General features: G+C 63.9%; 17 protein-coding genes. All 17 read left to right on the top strand.

Features of this window, described 5'->3' with window-relative positions; translation table 11 throughout:
• Positions 1 to 336 precede the first annotated feature (336 nt).
• A complete protein-coding gene (locus HPA02_RS16680) occupies positions 337 to 1,407 on the top strand; it encodes a TRAP transporter substrate-binding protein (RefSeq protein ID WP_146804332.1) in 1,071 nt (356 codons plus the stop codon).
• A gap of 42 nt (positions 1,408 to 1,449) precedes the next feature.
• Complete coding sequence (locus HPA02_RS16675) at positions 1,450 to 2,229, top strand: class II aldolase/adducin family protein (RefSeq protein ID WP_146804331.1); 780 nt, start codon at positions 1,450 to 1,452, stop codon at positions 2,227 to 2,229.
• A 73-nt stretch (positions 2,230 to 2,302) separates the two neighbouring features.
• Complete coding sequence (locus HPA02_RS16670; RefSeq protein ID WP_146804330.1) at positions 2,303 to 3,271, top strand: TauD/TfdA family dioxygenase; 969 nt, start codon at positions 2,303 to 2,305, stop codon at positions 3,269 to 3,271.
• A 273-nt stretch (positions 3,272 to 3,544) separates the two neighbouring features.
• Entirely contained in the window at positions 3,545 to 4,609 is a 1,065-nt protein-coding gene (locus tag HPA02_RS16665; RefSeq protein ID WP_146804329.1) for a TRAP transporter substrate-binding protein, read from the top strand.
• A gap of 67 nt (positions 4,610 to 4,676) precedes the next feature.
• Positions 4,677 to 5,153 carry a TRAP transporter small permease gene (locus HPA02_RS16660; RefSeq protein ID WP_146804328.1) on the top strand — a complete coding sequence of 159 codons (477 nt, stop codon included), beginning with the start codon at positions 4,677 to 4,679 and terminating at the stop codon, positions 5,151 to 5,153.
• Between the two features lie 2 nt (positions 5,154 to 5,155).
• Positions 5,156 to 6,439: a TRAP transporter large permease gene (locus tag HPA02_RS16655; RefSeq protein ID WP_244945955.1), complete on the top strand. Its 1,284-nt coding sequence runs from the start codon at positions 5,156 to 5,158 to the stop codon at positions 6,437 to 6,439.
• A gap of 79 nt (positions 6,440 to 6,518) precedes the next feature.
• Positions 6,519 to 7,643 (top strand): amidase, encoded by a 1,125-nt coding sequence (locus HPA02_RS16650; RefSeq protein WP_146804326.1) that lies wholly within the window; start codon positions 6,519 to 6,521, stop codon positions 7,641 to 7,643.
• A 17-nt stretch (positions 7,644 to 7,660) separates the two neighbouring features.
• Positions 7,661 to 8,806 (top strand): acyl-CoA dehydrogenase family protein, encoded by a 1,146-nt coding sequence (locus tag HPA02_RS16645; protein ID WP_146804325.1) that lies wholly within the window; start codon positions 7,661 to 7,663, stop codon positions 8,804 to 8,806.
• Between the two features lie 38 nt (positions 8,807 to 8,844).
• Positions 8,845 to 9,189: an IacB protein gene (locus HPA02_RS16640; protein WP_146804324.1), complete on the top strand. Its 345-nt coding sequence runs from the start codon at positions 8,845 to 8,847 to the stop codon at positions 9,187 to 9,189.
• A gap of 57 nt (positions 9,190 to 9,246) precedes the next feature.
• Positions 9,247 to 10,536, top strand: a complete 1,290-nt coding sequence (locus HPA02_RS16635; protein ID WP_146804323.1) for an aromatic ring-hydroxylating oxygenase subunit alpha — start codon at positions 9,247 to 9,249, stop codon at positions 10,534 to 10,536.
• 5 nt (positions 10,537 to 10,541) lie between these two features.
• Complete coding sequence (locus HPA02_RS16630; RefSeq protein ID WP_146804322.1) at positions 10,542 to 11,018, top strand: aromatic-ring-hydroxylating dioxygenase subunit beta; 477 nt, start codon at positions 10,542 to 10,544, stop codon at positions 11,016 to 11,018.
• A 24-nt stretch (positions 11,019 to 11,042) separates the two neighbouring features.
• Entirely contained in the window at positions 11,043 to 11,786 is a 744-nt protein-coding gene (locus HPA02_RS16625; RefSeq protein WP_146804321.1) for an SDR family NAD(P)-dependent oxidoreductase, read from the top strand.
• Positions 11,787 to 11,810: 24 nt separating this feature from the next.
• Positions 11,811 to 12,767 carry a PDR/VanB family oxidoreductase gene (locus HPA02_RS16620; RefSeq protein ID WP_146804320.1) on the top strand — a complete coding sequence of 319 codons (957 nt, stop codon included), beginning with the start codon at positions 11,811 to 11,813 and terminating at the stop codon, positions 12,765 to 12,767.
• A gap of 11 nt (positions 12,768 to 12,778) precedes the next feature.
• A complete protein-coding gene (gene thmT, locus HPA02_RS16615; RefSeq protein ID WP_146804319.1) occupies positions 12,779 to 12,970 on the top strand; it encodes a 2-hydroxymuconate tautomerase in 192 nt (63 codons plus the stop codon).
• A gap of 33 nt (positions 12,971 to 13,003) precedes the next feature.
• The gene (locus tag HPA02_RS16610) at positions 13,004 to 13,933 is read left to right on the top strand and encodes a flavin reductase (protein WP_146804318.1); all 930 of its coding nucleotides are present in this window, start codon (positions 13,004 to 13,006) and stop codon (positions 13,931 to 13,933) included.
• Positions 13,934 to 14,032: 99 nt separating this feature from the next.
• Positions 14,033 to 14,602, top strand: a complete 570-nt coding sequence (locus tag HPA02_RS16605; protein WP_146804317.1) for a nuclear transport factor 2 family protein — start codon at positions 14,033 to 14,035, stop codon at positions 14,600 to 14,602.
• A gap of 182 nt (positions 14,603 to 14,784) precedes the next feature.
• Positions 14,785 to 15,001, top strand: a 217-nt coding sequence (locus tag HPA02_RS16600) for a hypothetical protein (protein WP_222594009.1), incomplete at its 3' end; no start/stop codon positions are given.

Below are 15,001 nucleotides of genomic sequence, written 5' to 3'. Positions count from 1 at the left end.
CGCCCGTCCGCGGGCCAAGGAAGACGCGCAGGATCAGGCCAGCCAGTTGGCCGGTACCGCCAGGGTCTGATGCCTGCACCCTTCCGGTGCCCCTAGGCCCGTCGGGCTCGAGAGTGGTGCTCGATGGGGCCCGGCCGGGCAAGGTGAACTAGAGCAATCGATTGATAGATAACGCCATTTACATAATTGGCATCCGGATCGCTTAGCGTGATCGGGATTAGACTTAAGACCTAGTCGTCCGATTCTTTGTGGTTTTATTTGAAATTTCATGTGATATTTAATGCATGTGGTGTCAGCGACACCCGGCACAATAACAATCACGAGGTGACCCCTATCATGACGCAGCAAACCACGCCCCCGACCCTGATTCCCCGCCGCCGCCTCGGTGCCGCCTGCCTCGGTGCCGCCTGCCTCGGCGCCGTCCTGGCCGGCTCGCTCTCGGTGAGCCAGGCCCAGGCGAGCGACATTACCCTCAATTACGCCTTCTTCGCCCCCGCCCAGACCTTCCCCGCGGTGCAGATGGAGCACTGGGCCGAGGAACTGGAGCGGCGCACCGATGGCCGCGTGTCGGTCAATACCTTCCCGGGCGGGACCCTGCTCACCGCCGGCAACATGTATGACGGCGTGCAGAGCGGTGTCGCCGATATCGGCCTCTCCGCCACCTCCTATGAGCCGGCGCGCTTCCCCTTGCTCAACCTGGCCGGCAGCCTGACCGGCAACGACGTCGACTCGACCGTGGCCAGCCGGGTGATCTACGACCTGATCCAGGAATTTCCCGCCGACCAATTGGGCCTCGAGGACTTCAAGGTGATCACCGCCTTTACCTCCGAGCCCGGCTATCTGCATAGCCGCTCGCCGGTAGCCTCCCTCGAGGCCTTGCAGGGGCAGGAGATCCGCGTGCCCGGCGATGCCACCGAGGTGCTGGAAGCGCTGGGCGGCGTCCCCGTGGGGCTCAACCAGGCCGAGACCGGCGAGGCCCTGCAGGCCGGGGTAGTCGACGGCTATGTGGGCTCCCGGGAGACGCTGATGGACCTGCAATACGCGCGCAGCGTCCAGTATGTCACCGACTACCCGCTGACCAATGTGGTCTTCGTGGCCGCCATGAACCGCCAGCGCTGGGAGTCGCTGCCCGAGGACGTGCAACGGGTGATCGACGAACTGGGCGCCGAGATGGCCCACTTCGCCGGTGACTACCTGGATAGCCATATCGAGGAGTCGCTGAGCTGGGCCGCCGAGGAACACGGTGTCGAGCCCCTGACGCTGAGCGACGAGGAGGCGGCACGCTGGGCCGAGCACCTGGCGCCCATCAACGAGGCGCGCCTGGCCGAGGTGGCCGAGATGGGATTACCGGCTTATGAGTTTTATGACCGCATGATGGAGCTGATCGACGGCTACAAGATCCAGTAAGCCTTAAAGTTTTGGCCTTTCTTATTTATGGTGAGAGACTATATGGAAGCATATCTGAAAGATAAGTATGTTAGGTCTGTTCTAGAAGAATTTGGTGATCTAGAAGGGCTGCTTAGGGTTAAGCTTGCATTTTTTTATCACCTGGTAGATTATTTTGGCTGGTGTGAGGCGATATTTAATCATATCTCTGTAAGGGTTCCTGGGGAGGCTGGGTGCTACTTGGTAAATCCGTTTGGGATGAATTACACTGAAGTCACTCCTGACAACCTTCTTAAGGTTGATTTGAGCGGGAGAAAAGTGGTTGAATCTGTCTATGAAGCTAATCCTGCGGGATTTGCTTTGCATAGTTCAATTCATGGGGCGCGAGATGATATTCACTGCATCGTGCATACCCACACTAATGAAGTCTCTGCGATTGCACAAAAAAAATCCGGCTTTGGGCATGATGATTTTTATGGGGCTCAGCTGTACGGGCGTATCGGGTACCACGAGTTTGAAGGCATCACGCTGTTCGAGGAAGAGCGTGCCAGGATGCTGGAAAGCCTGGGCGACAAGCATATCCTGGTGCTGAGGAATCATGGTATCGCCGTGGGTGAGGCAGATATCGAGCGTACCTTTTTTTTGCTTTGGACGGTGCAGCGCGCGGCGGAGATTCAAGTGACGGCAGGGGCGCTAGGGGGGGAGGACAATCCCATCCCCGAGGAAATCAAGACGAAGTGCGCCAGCTTGACTCAGGAGTTGATCAAGGGGAGTGGTTTCGCCATCAAGTTTTATGAAGCCATGGTGCGCAAGATGGTCAGCGAAAGAGGGAAACCCTGGTAAGGGATGTGTTTTGTAAGACGCCTTCCATCGGCAAGATCGTTGTTATCAATATAAAAATAGTCATGAGGGTATCATGAAAGAGATTCTCAATAATAGAATCGATGGTGAGATGGCTTGGAAAGGTTGCGACCTGAAGGGGCGTTTATCATGGATATATAAATTGACTGATGTGGAAGCGGAAGTTCTCGATAGGGCGCTGGCGAACCTCAAAGCTAAAGGCTTGTCGGCACCCAATTTCGATAAGAAGGATTTTCCGATCGATGGAATGAAAGAGTCGATAGCGAGTATCAATGAAGAGCTGGAGAACGGGAAGGGATTCCTACTTATTCGTGGTCTCGATGCCGAAAAATATAATGAAGAGGAGCTGGCGTCTCTCTATTATGGGTTGGGGGTTCATATGGGGAGGCCGGTTACTCAGAACCCGAAAGGTGATATGCTCGGCGTCGTAAAGAGTGTCGGGGATTCCAGCGATAAGCGTACCCGTGTCTACGAGACTAACGCCTATTTACCCTATCATACGGATCTGTCGGATGTTGTCGGCTTGCTATCTCTCAAGAAGGCTAAGTCGGGAGGAATGAGTAGTCTAGTTAGCGCGGCAGCAATCTATAATGCCGTCTTGGATGAGTCGCCTGAACTCCTAGAGGTTCTCTATAGTCCCTTCTACTTTTCTCACCTGGGAGATGAGGAATATACTCCCTCGCCTATATTTAGCAACTACCAGGGTAAGTTGAGTTGCCGATACCTCAGGCAATATATCGAGCTGGGGCATGAGTTGAAATGTGAGCCGTTGTCGGAAAAGCAGAAAGCAGCACTGGATCTTGTCGACGACATTATTCACCGTGATGAGATCAAGCTGGATATGATGCTTGAACCTGGCGATATTCAGTTTGCTAACAACTATATGGTTCTTCATTCAAGGACTGGCTTCGAAGATTTCGATGAAGAGGGGCGTAAGCGAAAACTGCTTCGCCTGTGGTTGAAGATGCCAAATTCCCGAAAATTGGCACCAGATTTTCCGGGGCGGAACGGCTTCTCGGAATAATGATGGTGTAAGGCTAGCGCTATTCTGGTGTCGGTGGTGCACAGACCGCACGAGGATAGGGCGGAGATCTCATTGTTAAATAACACAAGATCCCATAACCTAGTTTTTAATTTTATGTTTAAGATGCATGGCATCCTATTCGCCTAGGAATGGTGGGGTAAAAAATAAATGATAGTGAGGTTTTTAAATAGAGTTTTTGAAATTTCATATGATGTTGAGTGCAAATGGCGCTGCCGAGGCGCCCGGGACAATAACAAGCAAGAGGTGGGCCCCATGACGACGAAGCAAACTGTGACCTCGAACCTATCCACAATACCCCGGCGCTTGGCAGGTGCCGCTTGCCTAAGCGGGCTTCTAGCTGGCACGCTTTTCGCCGGCAGTGCCACCGCCAGCGAGATCACCCTCAACTACGCCTTCTTCGCTCCCGCTCAGACCTTCCCCGGGGTACAGATGGAGCGCTGGGCCGAAGAAATGGAGCGGCGCACCGATGGTCGTGTGTCGGTCAATACTTTTCCAGGTGGCACCCTACTCACCGCCGGCAACATGTATGACGGCGTGCAAAGCGGCGTCGCCGATATCGGGCTTTCTGTCACCTCTTATGAACCAGCTCGTTTTCCGCTATTGAATATGGCATCTGGGCTTACTGGTATTGATATTAACTCGACGGTTGGAAGCCAAGTTGTTTATGATTTGGTGAAAGAGTTTTCATCCCAACAATTAGGCTTGGAAGATTTCAAGGTTATTACAGCTTTTGCTATACAGCCTTCCTATTTGCATAGCCGAACTCCAGTCAGGTCTCTGGAAGATATTCAAGGAATGGAGCTTCGAGTCCCCGGCGATAATACTGATGTGGTCGAGGCGCTTGGGGGTGTGCCCGTAGGGTTGAATCAGGCCGAGACCGGCGAGGCCCTGCAGGCCGGGGTGGTAGATGGCTACGTGAGTTCACGAGAAGGCTTGATGGATTTTCAATACGCGCGCAGCGTCCAGTACGTCACTGATTATCCGATGACCAACGCTTTTCTATTGGCAGTAATGAACCGCCAGCGCTGGGAGTCGCTGCCCGAGGACGTGCAGCGGGTGATCGACGAACTGGGCGCTGAGATGGCCCACTTCGCCGGCGACTACCTGGATAACCATATCGAGGAGTCGCTGGCCTGGGCCGCCGAGGAGCACGGCGTCGAGACCCTGACGCTGAGCGATGAGGAGGAGGTACGCTGGGCCGAGCGCCTGGCGCCCATCAACGAGGCACGCCTGGCGGAGGTGGCCGAGATGGGATTACCGGCTTATGAGTTTTATGACCGCATGATGGAATTGATCGACAGCTATCGTCGACCTTGATGACTGGTACTGTAACCGGCGGCCGGGGTGCCGCCGGGAGTGATCGACGCTACGAGGCACTCGACCCATGCAACGATGCAATCTCCTGATCAGCCGCGTCCTGCTGTTCGTGGCCGGCCTGGCCCTGTTGGCCATGGTCGCCCTGGTCGCCGTCAATATCGTCATGCGCCAGGTGGCCGCCTCCTTCGGCGGCACCAGCGAGATCGTCGGCTGGCTGACCGCGGTGGTGGTCGCCTTCTCCCTGGCCCACGCCCAGCTGAACAAGGCACATGTGGAGCTGGACATCCTGGTGGCGCGCTTGCCCGCTCGCCTGCAGGCCCTGCTCCAGGCCCTGGTGGCAGCGGTCAGCCTGCTGTTCTTCGCCATGGTGGCCCTCAAGCTCTGGGAATACGGCTACGGCGCCATGCAGCGGGGCATGGTCTCCCAGACCCTGCGTCTGCTCCTCCATCCGGTGATCTTCCTGGTGGCCCTGGGCTTCTCCGCCTTCTGCCTGGCGCTGCTGGCGGACGTGATCGGCAGCCTGAAACGAGTGGTGACGAAATGAGCATGACCCTGATGGCCGTCATCGGCATCCTGGCCCTCTTCCTGTTGATCCTGCTCAAGATGCCGATCAGCTTCGCGATGTTTATCGTCGGCTTCTTCGGCATGCTGCAGATGACCAGCCCGATGGCCGCCTACAACATCATCAGCTCGGGGATCTGGGAGCAGCTCTCGGCCTATTCGCTGAGCGTCATCCCGCTGTTCGTGTTCATGGGCGAGCTGCTGTTCCGCTCGGGGATCACCGAGAAGATCTTCGCCTCCGCCTATGCCTGGATCGGCCATCGTCGCGGCTCCATGGCCACCACGACCATCCTCAGCAGCGCCGGCTTCGCGGCAGTCAGCGGCTCCAACACCGCCACCGCGGCCACCGTCGGCACCATCGCCCTGCCGGAGATGAAGAAGTTCGGCTACCAGCGGGCGCTCAGCGCCGGTAGCGTGGCCACCGGCGGCACCCTGGGGGTGATCATTCCGCCCAGCTCGGTGCTGATCGTGATCGCCCTGCAGGCGGAGCTGGCCATCCGCGACCTGTTTATCGCCAGCATCGTGCCGGGACTGATCCTGGTGGCGCTGTTCGTGATGACCATCGCCTGGCTCTGCCGCAAGGACCCGGCCATGGCCCCCGCCGGGGAGCGTGCCACCTGGGCGGCAAGGGTGGCGTCGCTCAAGGGCGTGCTGGAGATCGCCGCGCTCTTCGTCCTGGTGCTGGGCGGCCTCTTCGCCGGCTGGTTCACCTCCACCGAGGCCGCCGCCGTGGGCTGCGTGGGCGCCCTGGCCATCGTCGCCCTGCAGGGCCGCCTGACCCTGGAGGTGCTCCAGGAGGCGCTGGCCAATGCCCTCAAGTCCTCGGCGATGATCCTGATGCTGGTGGCTGGCGCGGTGATCTTCGGACGCTTCCTCACCGTGACCCGGCTGCCCTTCCTGGTCGGCGAGTGGGCCGCGGCCCTGCCGCTGCCGGCGATCCTGATCATGGCCTGCGTGCTGCTGATCTACGTGATCGGCGGGGCCCTGATGGACGCCATGGGCTTCCTGATCATCTCGATCCCGATCTTCTTCCCGGTGGCCCTGGCGCTGGGCTATGACCCCATCTGGTTCGGCATCCTGGTGTGCATCGTCACCAGCATGGGGGCGATCACGCCGCCGGTGGGGGTCAACGCCTTTATCGTCAAGAGCCTCGATCCGGAGCTCGGTTTCGGCGATATCTTCCGCGGTGTCGGCTACTTCATGCTGCCCTACCTGGCCTGCATCCTGCTGCTGCTGGCGATTCCCGAACTGATCCTGTTCGTGCTCTAGGCGGGTCGAGGAGGGGACTCGGAGATGCGTCGGATCATTTATTTGAATTTTCATGTGAAAAATAACTAAAGGCCGAGACATGACCTCTGTGATCGAAGCCCTCGCCCTGGGGCGAGGCCCCAAGCGGGTAGTGATCAAGGACACCATCGATATCGCCGGCTACCCGACCCGGGCCGGGTCGGCGGCCCTGGCCGAGGCGGCGCCGGCCGAGCGCCATGCCGAGATCGTCGCGCGCAGCCTGGCGGCGGGCTATCGCCTCGTCGGCAAGGCCAACCTCCACGAGCTGGCCTTCGGCATGACCGGCCTCAACGCCTGGACCGGCACCCCCGAGAACCCGGGTTTTCCCGAGTGGATCCCCGGCGGCTCCTCCAGCGGGTCGGCGACGGCGGTGGCGGCGGGGCTGGCCGAGGTCGGCATCGGCACCGATACCGGCGGCTCGATTCGCCTGCCGGCGGCCTGCTGCGGCCTCTATGGCCTCAAGCCGAGCTTCGGGCGTCTCGATCGGCGCGGCGTGATGCCGGCGCGCAGCAGCCTCGACTGCGTCGGCCCCATCGCCGCCGATCTGGAGGAGCTGATCGCCTTTATGGCCGCGGTGGACCCCGGCTTCGTCATGTCGTCGGCGCCGGGCCCCCTGCGAGTGGCCCGGCTCGAGGTCGCGGCCGATGACGCCCCCCTGGCGGCGGTGGAGGAGCGCCTGGCCGAGGCGTCGCCGTCCACCGCGACGGCTCGGTTGCCGCTGCTGGAGGAGGCCTATGCGGCGGCCATGGCGGTGATCAACCGCGAGACCGTCGAGGGCTGCGCGGCCTGGCGGGACGACCCTCGCCTGGGCGCCGACGTGGCCAAGCGGCTGCGGGCGGCGGGGCAGACCAGCGACGCCGAGCTGCGCGAGGCCGAGGCGCTGCGCCGTGCCTTCACCGCCGAAGTCGATCGCCTGCTCGAGACCCACGACGTCCTGGCGCTACCGACCCTGCCCCATGCCCCCCTGACCCGGGCGGCGGCAGAAGCCGGCGAACAGGACCTGACGATTTCCGCGCTCTTGCGGCCCTTCAACCTCTCCGGACACCCGGCACTGACCCTGCCGCTGACGCCTCGGGCGGGCTATCCGCTGGCGCTGCAATTGGTGGGGCGACGCGGCGATGACGCCGGCCTCTGCCGGGCCGCGCGTCTCCTGGCTATGGCCCCGCGGGCCGGCGCCGCCGAGTAAAACAACAGGAGTTGCTTATGCATACCACCGTCGACAAGTCCCAGTGGGGTGGGGAAGCCCGCTTCGATGCCCTGCTCGAGGCCATTCGCCACCGTCGCGAGGAGTTCGAGGCCCAGCGCCATATCTCCCAGGACATTATCGAGGAGTTCCAGGCCATCGGCGTCTACCGCGCCATGGTGCCGGCCAGCTACGGCGGCGACGAGAAGTCCCCCGCCGAGTTCCTGAAGATGGTCGAGGCGATCTCGGCGGCGGACGGCTCCGCCGGCTGGGTGGCCAGCTTCGGCATGAATCCCGCCTACCTGGCCGCGCTGCCCGAGGAGACGCTCGCGCAGGTGTGGCGGGACTCCCCCGACGTGGTCTTCGCCGGCGGCATCTTCCCGCCGCAGCCCGCCGAGCGGGTCGACCGCGGTTTCCGCATCTCGGGGCGCTGGAAATTCGCCAGCGGCTGCATGGGCGCCTCCCTGTGCGGCGTCGGCATCCTGCCCGAGGAGGAGGGCGCCCTGCCGCGCATGGCGGTGCTGCCCCGCGACCAGGTGGCGATCGACCCGACCTGGGACATGCTGGGCATGGTCGCCACCGGCAGCCACGACCTGGTGGTCGAGGACGCCTATGTGCCGGAGACCTGGACCTTCGTGCGCGGCGGCAAGCCCACCGTGGACGCGCCTTTCTTCCGCTACCCCTCGCTCTCCTTCGCCGCCCAGGTACTGGCGGTGACCACCCTGGGCCTGGCCCGGGAGGCGCTGGACGTGGTGCGCGCCATGGCCGGCGGGCGCAAGTCGGTCACCGGGGCCCCTAAGCTGGGCGAGCGGGAGTATGCGCAGATCGCCCTCGGTAAGGCCGAGGCCAGGGTGCGCGCCGCCCGCGCCTTCTTCTACGACAGCACCGAGGCCGCCTGGGCGGCCATCGAGGCCGGGGGCGAGCCGAGCCGCGAGCAGGTCAACCTGCTGCGCCTCTCCACCACCCACCTGACCCAGGAGTGCGCCGAGGCGGTTCGTGACGTCTACCGGGTCAGCGGCATGACCGGGGCCGACAACGGCCATCCCCTGTCGCGGATCCTGCGCGATTCCCAGCTCTGCACCCAGCACGCCTTTATGGGCGAGATCACCTGGAAGAACGCCGGCGCCATCTTCTTCGGCCATGACCCCTTGCCGGGCTACCTCTAAGCGACGCTTTCCCCACCGACCCAACGGAGATCATCACCATGCACCGCGTACTCTTCTGCATCGGCATCAACCAGAACTTCATGAACGCCCCCGTCGAGGAGGGCAAGCAGGTCTGGCAGGCCTTCAGCCAGATGATGCAGGGCATCGACCAGCTGCCCGGCGTCATCATCCTGGGAATCATGGACGACGACCGCATCATGGTCGGCCCGTCCGCCACCGCCCCCTGGACCGCCTACATCATGGCCGACGTGCCGGACTACGAGAGCGTCGTGGCGGCCTGCAACTTCTTCCGCACCACCCCGGTGGGCGATGGCACCTACAAGCTGTGGAAGTACGCCCGCGTCGAGGCGCGCATCGGCCGCGAGCTGGTCGTTCCCGAGTGAGTCCCGCCCGAGTGACCCGCCAACGGATGCTTCGTCGTAACCCATGAGGACAGGACCATGACGCAATTGATCGATATCGAAAACGTGACCGCCGACCCCGGCCGCCTGGTGGAGGAGGGGCGCGTCCACAAGAGCCTCTACTCCAACCCCGAGATCTTCGCGCAGGAGCTGGACAGGATCTTCAACAAGACCTGGGTGTGGGTGGCCCACGAGAGCGAGGTCGCCGAGGCCGGCGCCTACAAGACCGCCTTCGTCGGTCGTCAGCCGGTGATCGTCAGCCGCGACCGCAAGAAGAACATCCATGTGCTGCTCAACCGCTGTCGCCATCGCGGTGCCACCGTCTGCGAGGGCAAGCGGGGCAAGACCCGCGCCTTCACCTGCCCCTATCACGGCTGGGGCTACGCCCTGGATGGCGAGCTGCGCGCCATTCCCAAGCCGGAGGAGTACGAGGGCGTCATCGACAAGCAGGAGCTGCCGCTGGAGCGCCTGCGCCACGAGTCCTATCAAGGGATGATCTTCGCCACCTTCAACGAGGAGGCGGAGCCGCTGGAAGAGTTCCTGGGCGGGGCCAAGAAGTGGATCGACCTGTTCATGAAGCAGTCCGGCGGCTACCCGCTGCAGGTGCTCGGCGATCACCGCTTCCGCTTCCCCGGCAACTGGAAGATCCAACTGGAGAACACCACCGACGCCTACCACTTCCCCATCGTCCACAAGTCCTTTATCTCCTCGCTGGACGACCAGACCTCCGAGGTCTTCGACTTCCTCGACGGCGAGGGCTTCGTCGAGGACCTGGGCAATGGCCATAGCGTCATGGTGATGATCCCCGAGCTGGTCGACCTGGAGGCCAACCTCGACGACCCCATCCCCGAGCGCTTCGCGGAACTGGCCGAGGCGCTGCGTGCCGAGGGCCATGACGAGGCCGAGGTCCGTCGCCTGGTGCGCGCCGTGGGCGGCTCCGGCTTCAACCTCAACCTCTTCCCCAACGTGGCCTGCTCCATGGCCTTCTTCCGGGTGCTGACGCCGATCAGCGTCGACGAGACCGAGATTCACCACGTCGCCATCGGCGGCGCCGGGGCCCCGGCGCCCTTCAACCAGATGCGCCTGCGCCTCCACGAGCATTTCCAGGGCCCCATGGGCTTCGGCACGCCCGACGACGCCGAGGGCTGGGAACGGGTGCAGAAGGGCTCCCTGGCTGGCCCGGACGGCTGGATCCTGGTCAACCGCGGCCTCAAGCGCATGGCGCCCTCCGCCGACGGCAACCCGGCCGGTGCGGTCTGCTCCGAGACCGGCATGCGTGCCGCCTACCAGATGTGGAAACGACTGATGAGCGACGAGGCAGGGGAGTAACGACCATGGCAGACAGCATGTTTCAGCAGGCGATCGACTTCATCAACCGCGAGGCCGACCTGCTCGATCACAAGGCCTACGCCGAGTGGCTGGGGCTCTGGGAGCGCGACGGCAAGTACGTGGTGCCGGTGGATATCCACGCGACCGACTTCGCCAACACCCTCAACTTCGCCTACGACGATCACGCCATGCGCGAGATGCGGGTGGCGCGGCTGAAGAACGGCGAATCGGTCTCCAGCGAGGCCCAGGAGGGCACGGTACGCAGCCTGTCGCGCTTCCGGCTGCTCGACGAGGACCCGGCGTCGATCCGGCTGCGTTGCGCCATGTTCCTCAGCGAGGTGCGTCTGGCCAAGCCACTGCTCTACCCCGCCAACGTGGAGTACCGGCTGACCAAGACCGCCGAGGGGCTGCGCCTGGACACCAAGGTGGTGCGCCTGATCAACGCCGGCCATCACCTCAACACCGTCGCCTTTATTTTCTGAGGCCCATTGCGCGAGGAGAGGCATATGCAACCGATCGCCGTGATCACCGGCGCGGCCCAGGGACTGGGCCGCATCATCGCCGAGCAGCTGCTGGCGGAGGGCTGTCGCGTGGCCATCACCGACCGCGACCGGGAGGGCGCCGAGCGCCTGGCCCGGGCGCTCGACCCCGAGGGTGGGCGGGCCCTGGCGCTGGCGCTAGACGTGACCCGCAAGGAGGACTTCGTCGCCGCCCTTGACGCGGTGGAGGCTCGCCTCGGCGCGCCCACCGCCCTGGTCAACAATGCCGCCATGACCCCGACCACGCCGGTGATGGAGATCACCCCGGAGGAGTTCGACGCCGTGGTGGCCATCAACCTGCGCGGCACCTTCTTCGGCTGCCAGGTGTTCGGCGACTACTTCGCCGGCCGCGGCCACGGGCGCATCGTCAATATCGCCTCCCTGGCGGGGCAGAACGGCGGTACCGCCTCCGGCGCCCACTACGCCGCCAGCAAGGGCGCCATCCTCACCCTGACCAAGGTCTTCGCCGGCCAGCTGGCGGCGGCCAATGTCACCGTCAATGCGGTGGCCCCCGGGCCCCTGGACCTGCCGTCGGTGCGCGCCGCGGTGCCCGCCGACAAGCTGGCGGGCATCGTCGAGCGGGTGATCCCGGTCAAGCGCCTGGGCAACCCGGCCTTCGTGGCCAAGACCGTGGCACGCCTGCTGGGCGACGAGGCCGACTTCGTCACCGGGGCGACCTGGGACATCAATGGCGGCATTTATATGCGCTAGCCGCCCGGCGGCGAGGAGCGAACCATGACACAAGAGACCCTGACCCTGAGCGTCGCCCGGCGTCGCGACCACACCGACGAGATCGCGGTGCTCGAGCTGGTCGCCGCCGACGGCGCCCCCCTGCCGGCCTTCGAGGCGGGGGCCCATATCGACCTGCACCTGGGCGAGGGGCTGGTGCGCCAGTACTCCCTGAGCAACGCCCCCGCCCAGGGCGACCGCTATCGCCTGGGGGTGCTCAAGGACCCCGATTCCCGGGGCGGCTCCCGGGCGGTGCACGAACGCCTCCACGAGGGCGTCGAGGTCACGGCCAGCGCGCCGCGCAACCACTTTCCCCTGGATGCCGCGGCGGGGCACAGCCTGCTGGTTGGCGGCGGCATCGGCATTACCCCGATGATCGCCATGGCCCATGCGCTTCAGGCCGCCGGTCAGTCCTTCGAGCTGCACTACTGCTGTCGTTCCCGGGACAAGGCCGCCTTCCTGGAGGAGCTCGAGGGCACCTTCGGCGAGGCCCTGGTGCTGCACTGCGACGACCAGGGGCCGGCACAGCGCCTGGATATCGTCTCGCTGCTCGCCGCCCAGGGCGACGCGACTCACCTCTACGTCTGCGGCCCCTCGGGCTTCATGGACTGGGTGATCGGTGCCGCCGCCGAGGCGGGCTGGCCGAGCGGGCGGGTGCACTTCGAGTACTTCAACGCCGAGGTCGACACCAGCGGCGGCGCCTTCGAGGTGGAGGCCGCGGCCAGCGGCGTCACCGTGCGGGTGGAGGAGGGCATGTCCATCGCCCAGGCGCTCAAGGATGCCGGGGTCAAGGTGGACGTCTCCTGCGAGGAGGGCGTCTGCGGCACCTGCATCTGCGATGTGCTGGAAGGTACCCCCGACCACCGCGACCACTTCCTCAACGACGAGGAGAAGGCCGACAACGACCAGATGGCGGTGTGCTGCTCGCGGGCCAAGAGCGAGCGCCTGGTCATCGATCTCTAGGAGGAACAGCCATGCCCACCGTCCACGTTTACATGATGTCGGGCCGCACTCAGTCCCAGAAGGAGACCCTGATCCGCCGGGTGACCGATGCGGTCATGACCTCCGTCGACGCCCCCGAGGAGAACGTGCGGGTGATCATCAGCGAGATTCCCAAGGGCGACTACGGCATCGCCGGGACCACCGGCGAGAAGCTGGGGCGCTGAAGACGAGCCGACAACCGTACAGGAGGATGGCCGATGAGCCTTGATAAGAGAGAGTTTCGCCGCGCCCTGGGTAAGTTCGCCACCGGGGTCACGGTAGTCACGACCCGCGATGCCGAGGGCGAGCACTTCGGCGTCACCGCCAGCAGCTTCAACTCGGTGTCGATGGATCCGCCGTTGATCCTGTGGAGCATCGACAAGGGCGCCTACAGCCTGGCCGCCTACCGGGATGCCGAGCACTTCGTGGTCAATGTGCTGAGCGACGATCAGGTCGAGATCTCCAACCGTTTCGCCAGCCGCGGCGAGGACAAGTTCGCCGGCATCGCCACCGAGGAGGGGCTGGGCGGCGTCGCCAAGGTGAAGGACGCCGCGGCCCACTTCGAGTGCCGCACCTGGAACGTCTACGAGGGCGGCGATCACCTGATCCTCGTCGGCGAGGTGGTGCGCTACGGCTACCGCGAGGCGGGTAACGCCCTGGTCTTCCATAACGGTCGCTACGCGGTGCCCGAGCCGCATCCCATGTTGCTTCCCGTGGACGAGCAGGGGGCCCTGGATGGTCGCCTGGGCAAGCACCTGCTCTATCTGCTGCGCCAGGCACTGGCCGCCTATCGCGGTGATTTCTATCCGCGCCTCGGCAGCCTCGGCGTCAACGACAAGGAGTGGCGAGTCTTGACCCTGCTGGCGGATCGCGGACCCCTGGCGGCCGAGGTGCTGGCCCGACGCGTGGCCCAGCCCCTGGCGGATCTCGACGATACCCTGAGCGGCCTGCGAGAGCGCGCCCTGGTGGCCACCGATGGCGAGAGCCGGGTGACGCTGAGCGAGGCCGGCCAGGCGCTGGCGCTGCGCCTGCTGACCATGGCCGATGACTACGAACGGCGCCTGCTCGAGGGGCTCGATCCCGCCGAGGTCGGCACCCTCAAGGCGGGACTGGGGCGGGTGGTCGAGCGCCTCGGTGCCACCCTCTAAACGGGGTGTGCCGAATTCGCCCTCGAGCCCGCGGGCTCGGGGTAGGACAGCCGGTGAGGCGGGGGCTAACGGCTCGCCGCCATTGTCGAGGAGGAAACCATGGCGGAAGTAACGAATACCGAATGGCAGGCCCTGGTGGCCCGTATCGAGACGCTGGAGGCCGAGGCCGAGATTCGTCGGCTCCAGGCCCGCTACATGTTCCTGTGCGATACGCCGTTGCCCGAGTTCGGTGTCCGCAATGATGCCGAGCGTATCGACGCGATCATGGCGCTCTATAGCGAAGACGCCATCTGGGAAGGGGTCGGCGACTATTACGACAACCAGTTCGGCCGTCTCGAGGGCACGGCGGCGATTCGCCGCCATTTCGAGAATTTCTGGGGCCAGAAACGCGATCCCGAACTGCTCTTGAACGTGCACTACCTAACCTCGGAGCAGATCCAGGTGAGCGGCGACAGCGCCGAGGGACAGTGGGTGCATTGCCAGCCCTGGATCTTCTCCGATGGCTCCTCGCTGCTGCGCTCGTCGCGGCTGAACAATGCCTTTCGCCGCGAGCCGAACGGCCGCTGGAAGATCACCCGAACCCGTACCGAGAACGTCTTCGTGGCCCCGCTCCGGGAGGGTTGGGCCAGCGACTTCGCGAAGACCTCGGTCTTGATGCAACCGGCCTGACCCTCGGGTCGCGCGCCGCATGGATATCGCCGGCGGCGGGATCGTGTCCGCTGGCATCGGTTTCCGGACGGGGAGTGGCGACTCATCACGCGCCCGTCGGGGCCTCGACGGGCACGCCTCCGCGCCGGGAAATCTCGCGCCCTGACGTACAGGGAAATTCAAGATGCTCTTTGGAGTTATAGATGAATAATCACAAGAAATTTCGACTGATTGGTCGCTGCGGCATACCGCTCCTGGCCCTGGCCGTGCATGGGATGGCGCAGGCCTACACCCTGGAGGTCGGCGAGACCACCGCCGATATCTACGGCTATGCCAAGCTGGATATCATCCATGACCTGGATGCCGACCTCGGCAACAGCGCCAACCGCACCCTGATCCGCCTGGATGACCAGGCCGGCT

The organism is Bisbaumannia pacifica (assembly GCF_007989625.1).
Lineage (GTDB): Bacteria > Pseudomonadota > Gammaproteobacteria > Pseudomonadales > Halomonadaceae > Bisbaumannia > Bisbaumannia pacifica.
The sequence above is the reverse complement of the archived record's forward strand: the minus strand, read 5'-3'. Positions and strand labels throughout refer to the sequence as shown.

Bases quoted from the DNA above. Each gene is read 5' to 3' on its own strand.
- HPA02_RS16665 (WP_146804329.1), top strand. From the start codon at position 3,545: ATGACGACGAAGCAAACTGTGACCTCGAACCTATCCACAATACCCCGG.
- HPA02_RS16640 (WP_146804324.1), top strand. From the start codon at position 8,845: ATGCACCGCGTACTCTTCTGCATCGGCATCAACCAGAACTTCATGAAC.
- HPA02_RS16605 (WP_146804317.1), top strand. From the start codon at position 14,033: ATGGCGGAAGTAACGAATACCGAATGGCAGGCCCTGGTGGCCCGTATC.
- HPA02_RS16645 (WP_146804325.1), top strand. From the start codon at position 7,661: ATGCATACCACCGTCGACAAGTCCCAGTGGGGTGGGGAAGCCCGCTTC.
- HPA02_RS16630 (WP_146804322.1), top strand. From the start codon at position 10,542: ATGGCAGACAGCATGTTTCAGCAGGCGATCGACTTCATCAACCGCGAG.
- HPA02_RS16660 (WP_146804328.1), top strand. From the start codon at position 4,677: ATGCAACGATGCAATCTCCTGATCAGCCGCGTCCTGCTGTTCGTGGCC.
- HPA02_RS16650 (WP_146804326.1), top strand. From the start codon at position 6,519: ATGACCTCTGTGATCGAAGCCCTCGCCCTGGGGCGAGGCCCCAAGCGG.
- HPA02_RS16680 (WP_146804332.1), top strand. From the start codon at position 337: ATGACGCAGCAAACCACGCCCCCGACCCTGATTCCCCGCCGCCGCCTC.
- HPA02_RS16675 (WP_146804331.1), top strand. From the start codon at position 1,450: ATGGAAGCATATCTGAAAGATAAGTATGTTAGGTCTGTTCTAGAAGAA.
- HPA02_RS16635 (WP_146804323.1), top strand. From the start codon at position 9,247: ATGACGCAATTGATCGATATCGAAAACGTGACCGCCGACCCCGGCCGC.
- HPA02_RS16655 (WP_244945955.1), top strand. From the start codon at position 5,156: ATGACCCTGATGGCCGTCATCGGCATCCTGGCCCTCTTCCTGTTGATC.
- thmT (WP_146804319.1), top strand. From the start codon at position 12,779: ATGCCCACCGTCCACGTTTACATGATGTCGGGCCGCACTCAGTCCCAG.
- HPA02_RS16620 (WP_146804320.1), top strand. From the start codon at position 11,811: ATGACACAAGAGACCCTGACCCTGAGCGTCGCCCGGCGTCGCGACCAC.
- HPA02_RS16625 (WP_146804321.1), top strand. From the start codon at position 11,043: ATGCAACCGATCGCCGTGATCACCGGCGCGGCCCAGGGACTGGGCCGC.
- HPA02_RS16670 (WP_146804330.1), top strand. From the start codon at position 2,303: ATGAAAGAGATTCTCAATAATAGAATCGATGGTGAGATGGCTTGGAAA.
- HPA02_RS16610 (WP_146804318.1), top strand. From the start codon at position 13,004: ATGAGCCTTGATAAGAGAGAGTTTCGCCGCGCCCTGGGTAAGTTCGCC.